The sequence below is a fragment of the Rhodococcus sp. R1101 genome (assembly GCF_000278445.1).
In the GTDB taxonomy this organism is placed as follows: Bacteria; Actinomycetota; Actinomycetes; order Mycobacteriales; family Mycobacteriaceae; genus Rhodococcus; species Rhodococcus gordoniae.
On sequence record NZ_AJVB01000246.1, the window covers coordinates 1 to 5,677 of the forward strand.

6 protein-coding genes and 2 pseudogenes are annotated in these 5,677 nt (G+C 67.2%); all 8 read left to right on the forward strand.

The window, feature by feature from the left end; all coding sequences use genetic code 11:
* Positions 1-1,071: pseudogene (locus R1101_RS26930) on the forward strand (alkane 1-monooxygenase); the annotation flags it as partial.
* Positions 1,072-1,073: 2 nt separating this feature from the next.
* Positions 1,074-1,241 (forward strand): rubredoxin, encoded by a 168-nt coding sequence (locus tag R1101_RS0115000; RefSeq protein WP_026003306.1) that lies wholly within the window; start codon positions 1,074-1,076, stop codon positions 1,239-1,241.
* Complete coding sequence (locus R1101_RS0115005) at positions 1,238-1,423, forward strand: rubredoxin (protein WP_016934215.1); 186 nt, start codon at positions 1,238-1,240, stop codon at positions 1,421-1,423. The genes R1101_RS0115000 and R1101_RS0115005 overlap by 4 nt, the downstream gene beginning before the upstream one ends.
* An 84-nt stretch (positions 1,424-1,507) precedes the next feature.
* Positions 1,508-2,113 carry a TetR/AcrR family transcriptional regulator gene (locus tag R1101_RS0115010; RefSeq protein WP_016934216.1) on the forward strand — a complete coding sequence of 202 codons (606 nt, stop codon included), beginning with the start codon at positions 1,508-1,510 and terminating at the stop codon, positions 2,111-2,113.
* A gap of 113 nt (positions 2,114-2,226) precedes the next feature.
* Positions 2,227-3,696, forward strand: a complete 1,470-nt coding sequence (ahcY, locus tag R1101_RS0115015; RefSeq protein WP_016934217.1) for an adenosylhomocysteinase — start codon at positions 2,227-2,229, stop codon at positions 3,694-3,696.
* Positions 3,697-3,727: 31 nt separating this feature from the next.
* Positions 3,728-4,393, forward strand: a complete 666-nt coding sequence (locus tag R1101_RS0115020) for a dTMP kinase (RefSeq protein ID WP_016934218.1) — start codon at positions 3,728-3,730, stop codon at positions 4,391-4,393.
* A gap of 5 nt (positions 4,394-4,398) precedes the next feature.
* Positions 4,399-5,076, forward strand: a complete 678-nt coding sequence (gene mtrA / locus R1101_RS0115025) for an MtrAB system response regulator MtrA (RefSeq protein WP_006550216.1) — start codon at positions 4,399-4,401, stop codon at positions 5,074-5,076.
* A 68-nt stretch (positions 5,077-5,144) separates the two neighbouring features.
* A pseudogene (locus R1101_RS26935) lies at positions 5,145-5,677 on the forward strand (two-component sensor histidine kinase); the annotation flags it as partial.

Genomic DNA, 5,677 nt, shown 5'->3' on the forward strand with positions numbered 1-5,677 from the left:
GGATCGGCCCACTGCTGATCTACGTCCTCGTACCGTTGCTCGACCTGTTCGTCGGCCGACGGGAGAACCCGTCCCGACGAGTTGTTCGAACAACTCGAGAACGACCGCTTCTACCGCTACTGCACCTACCTGTATCTGCCCTTCCAGTTCGCGTCGCTGATCTTCGCCTGCTATCTGTGGTCGGCCGACGACCTGTCCTGGCTCGGCATCGACGGCGGTCTCGGCGTGGTGTCGAAGATCGGTCTCGCCATCTCGGTCGGCGTGGTCGCGGGCATCGGGATCAACACGGCGCACGAGCTCGGTCACAAGAAGGTCGAATTCGAACGGCGCCTGTCGAAGTGGGCTCTCGCTCCCGCCTTCTACGGCCACTTCTACATCGAGCACAATCGCGGGCATCACGTGCGCGTCGCGACTCCGGAGGATCCCGCCTCGGCGCGGTTCGGGGAGAGCTTCTGGCGTTTCCTGCCGCGCAGCGTGCTCGGCAGTCTGCGTTCGGCATGGCGTCTCGAGCGGGCCCGCCTCGAACGGCTCGGCAAGCCGGTGTGGAGCGTGCACAACGACGTCCTCAACGCGTGGGCGATCTCCGTCGCCCTGTACGCGGTGCTCCTCGGCGTCTTCGGTCTGTCCATCGCGCCGTATCTCGTGATCCAGGCGATCTTCGGGTTCTCGCTGCTCGAGGTCGTGAACTATCTCGAGCACTACGGCCTGCTCCGGCAGAAGACCGGTAAGGGGCGTTACGAACGCTGCTCGCCCGCGCACAGCTGGAACAGCGACCATCTGGTGACGAACATCTTCCTCTATCACTTGCAGCGGCACAGCGACCATCACGCCAATCCCACGCGGCGCTACCAGACCCTGCGAAGCATGGAGGTCTCACCGCAGTTGCCGGCCGGCTACGCGACGATGATCACCCTCGCCTACATCCCACCGTTGTGGCGCAAGGTCATGGACCATCGCGTGCTCGACCACTACGACGGCGACATCACCCGCGCGAACATCGAGCCGCGTCGCCGCGAGAAGATCCTCGTCCGCTACGGAGTAGTGGATCATGCTGCCGCGGAAGGGAAGTGATCGTGGCGTCCTACCGTTGTCCCGTCTGCGAGTTCACCTACGACGAGAGCGCCGGCGCCCCGCGGGAAGGTTTCCCGGCCGGCACCGTGTGGTCCGAGGTGCCGGACGACTGGCCGTGCCCCGACTGCGGAGTCCGGGAGAAGATCGATTTCGAGGAGTACACCCCGTGAGTACCGACTACCGCTTGTTCCGTTGTCTCGTGTGCGGTTTCGAATACGACGAGGCCGAGGGATGGCCCGACGAGAGCATCGAGCCCGGCACCCGGTGGGAGGACATCCCCGACGACTGGTCCTGCCCGGACTGCGGTGCCGCCAAGGCCGACTTCGAGATGGTGGAGATCGTCCGCCGGTGAACCCCTGTGCGGTGAATCACAGCACGGTGAATCACGGTTCGCGTTGCTTTGACGAGCACATCCGTGCGTGAGAGCGTTCCTCCCATGCCGAACGCGCGGATTCCCTTCCACGAGGCCAGTCGGGTGCTGTTGCGCTCGACGATCCTCGACGCCATGCGGGAGCTGCTACTCGAACGCGACTGGTCGGCCGTCACGATGAGCGACGTCGCCCGGACCGCCGGCATCAGCCGGCAGACCCTCTACAAGGAATTCTCCTCCCGGCAGGGCCTGGCCCAGGGTTACGCGCTGCGGCTGGTCGACGAGTTCGTCGACGCCGTGGCCGATTCGGTGTACGCGCACGTCGGGGACGCGCGCGCCGCGCTCGCCGACGGCTTCGCGTTCTTCTTCGAGGCCTCCGCCGCCGACCCCCTCGTGCAGTCGCTGCTGAGCGGTGAGGCCAAGCCCGACCTGCTGCGGTTGATCACCACCGACGCCGCCCCCATCCTCGAGCGGGGCGCGGGCCGCCTCACCGAGACCTTCCATCACAGCTGGATCGCGGCGTCCGAATCCGACGCCGGGATCCTGGCGCGCGCCGTCGTGCGGGTGGCGCTGAGTTTCGTCTCCATGCCTCCGGCTTCGGGGCGCGACGTCGCCGCCGACCTCGCTGATCTCCTCGTGCCGTTCGTCGAACGGGCCGCCGTCCGCGGCTGACCGGCCGGTCGGCCGGGGCGGAACCGTCGGTGGACGAGCTGCTCGGCCGATCCTTGCTCAGGTTGTATAGCCTGGAACCAACATTGTCTGCCGACAGGAAGAGGCATCTGCACGTGTCCGACACCACGCTCGTCGCCGACCGGGCCAACGGTCTCGATTTCAAGGTCGCCGATCTGTCCCTCGCCGAATTCGGGCGCAAGGAGATCCGGCTCGCCGAACACGAGATGCCGGGCCTGATGGCGCTGCGCCGCGAGTACGCGGAGGTGCAGCCGCTGAAGGGCGCACGGATCTCCGGCTCGCTGCACATGACGGTCCAGACCGCTGTGCTCATCGAAACGCTCGTCTCCCTCGGTGCGCAGGTGCGCTGGGCGTCGTGCAACATCTTCTCCACCCAGGACCACGCCGCCGCGGCGATCGTCGTCGGCCCGCACGGTACCGCCGAGGAGCCCGAGGGTGTCCCGGTCTTCGCGTGGAAGGGCGAGACGCTCGAGGAGTACTGGTGGGCTGCCGAGCAGATGCTCACCTGGCCCGGTGAGCCCGCCAACATGATCCTCGACGACGGTGGCGACGCCACGATGCTCGTGCTCAAGGGTGCGCAGTTCGAGAAGGCCGGCGTCGTCCCGCCGATCGACGAGGAGCAGGACTCCGCCGAGTACAAGGTCTTCCTCGAACTGCTGCGCCGCTCGCTCGCCGCCGATTCGAAGAAGTGGACCACCGTCGCGGAGTCGGTGCGGGGCGTCACCGAGGAGACCACCACCGGCGTGCTGCGCCTGTACCAGCTGTCGGCGGCCGGCGAACTCGCGTTCCCGGCGATCAACGTCAACGACTCGGTCACCAAGAGCAAGTTCGACAACAAGTACGGCACCCGGCACTCGCTGCTCGACGGCATCAACCGCGGCACCGACGTGCTCATCGGTGGCAAGGCCGCGCTCGTGTGCGGTTACGGCGACGTCGGCAAGGGTTGCGCCGAGGCGCTGCGCGGCCAGGGTGCACGCGTGTCGGTCACCGAGGTCGACCCGATCAACGCGCTGCAGGCCATGATGGACGGCTACGACGTCGTGACGGTCGAGGACTTCATCGGCCGGGCCGACATCGTCATCACCGCGACGGGCAACAAGGACATCATCACCTTCGAGCACATGAAGGCGATGAAGCACCAGGCCATTCTCGGCAACATCGGCCACTTCGACAACGAGATCGACATGGCCGGCCTCGAGCGCGCAGCCGACGTCACGCGGATCAACATCAAGCCGCAGGTCGACGAGTTCACCTTCGCCGACGGTCATTCGATCATCGTCCTGTCGGAGGGCCGCCTGCTCAACCTCGGCAACGCCACGGGTCACCCTTCCTTCGTGATGAGCAACTCGTTCGCGAACCAGGTGATCGCCCAGATCGAGCTGTGGACCAAACCCGACGAGTACGACAACGAGGTCTACCGCCTGCCCAAGCACCTCGACGAGAAGGTCGCGAAGATCCACGTCGAGGCGCTCGGCGGGCAGATCACGAAGCTGACTAAGGAACAGGCCGAGTACATCGGCGTCGACGTCGAGGGCCCGTACAAGCCCGAGCACTACCGCTACTGATCCCGGGCACTCGACGGGAAACGCGGAGCGCATGGGTGATCTGATCGTCGTCGAAGGTCTCGACGGGGCCGGCAAACGGACGTTGTCCGCCGGTCTCGTCGAGACCTGGCGCGAGGCCGGACGGAGGGTCGCGACGCTGGCCTTCCCGCGTTACGGGAAGTCGATCCACGCCGATCTGGGCGCGGAGGCGTTGCGCGGGCACCACGGCGACACCGCCTCGAGCGTCGAGGCGATGGCCCTGCTGTGGGCCCTCGACCGTCGTGATGCGGCCGACGAACTGCGGAAACTGCTCGCCGACAACGACATCGTGCTGCTCGACCGGTACGTCGCGTCCAACGCCGCGTACACCGCGGCGCGCCGGAACGAGGACGCGACCGGCCCGGCGGTGGAGTGGATCCGCCGGCTCGAGTTCGAACGATTCGGGCTTCCGGTACCCGATCTGCAGGTGCTGCTCCGCGTTCCCGTCGAACTGGCCGCGGAGCGCGCCCGTCACCGCGCCGCGACCGAGGCGGACCGCGACCGCGACGCCTACGAGCGCGACGGCGGTCTACAGGAACGCACGGGTGCGGTGTACGACGGGCTCGCGCAGCAGCAGTGGATGTCTCCGTGGGAGGTCGCGGGCCCGCAGACCTCCGCGCCACAACTCGCCGTTCACATCTCAAATCTGCTTCACGACGGTGAAGGGGTGACACGATAGAGGCTATGAAGCCGAGGATTCTGGTAGTCGACGACGACACCGCGCTGGCCGAGATGCTCACGATCGTGCTGCGCGGCGAGGGATTCGAACCGTTCGTGGTGGGGGACGGCACGCAGGCGCTCGGTGCCGTGCGGGAGATCCGGCCCGACCTCGTCCTGCTCGATCTCATGCTCCCCGGCATGAACGGCATCGACGTCTGCCGCGTGCTCCGCGCGGATTCGGGTGTGCCGATCGTGATGCTCACCGCCAAGTCCGACACGGTCGACGTCGTCCTCGGCCTCGAATCCGGCGCCGACGACTACATCGTCAAGCCGTTCAAGCCGAAGGAACTCGTCGCGCGCGTGCGGGCCCGTCTGCGCCGCACCGAGCAGGAACCGGCCGAGGTCCTGACGATCGGCGACATCACCATCGACGTCCCCGCCCACAAGGTCACCCGCGGCGACGAGGCGATCTCGCTCACGCCTCTCGAGTTCGACCTGCTCGTGGCGCTCGCGCGCAAGCCGCGCCAGGTGTTCACCCGTGAGGTCCTGCTCGAACAGGTCTGGGGTTACCGGCATGCCGCCGACACCCGGCTCGTGAACGTCCACGTCCAGCGCTTGCGCGCGAAGGTCGAGAAGGATCCCGAGAATCCCGAGGCGGTGCTCACGGTGCGGGGGGTCGGCTACAAGGCCGGACCGCCGTGATCCGAACCTACCGGCTTCGGCGGCGTATCACGCGTAGGACGCTGCCGCTGGTGAGGTGGTCGCGGTCGATGAGCAGCCGACTCGCGCACACCTGGCGACGATCGCTGCAGCTGCGGGTCGTGACCTCGACCCTCACGCTGTCGCTGATCGTCATGTTCGTGCTCGGAGTGGTACTCACGAGCCAGATCACCGACCGTCTGCTCGAAGTGAAGATCGACGCGGCGACCGAGGAGATGGATCGCTCGCGCGCACTCGTCGAGGGGCAGCTCGCGGGCGCCGACGACTCGGGCTCGCTCGCGGTCCGTCTCGACGGTGCCGCGGCGATCCTCACCAGCCGCGGCAGCGACGGGGGACAGGACACCGGCGTCGCCGGAACCTTCGATCCCGTCCTCATCGTCCCCGGCGACGGTCCGCGGGCCCCCACCTCGAGCGGGCCCGCCGACCAGATCCCGCAGAACCTGCGCGCCTTCGTCCAGAACGGGCAGATCGCATACCAGTTCGCGACCGTCGCCGATCCCGAGGGCTACACCGGGCCGGCCCTGATCATGGGCAGTCCCACCGATTCCGACATCTCGACGCTCGAGCTGTATCTCGTCTTCCC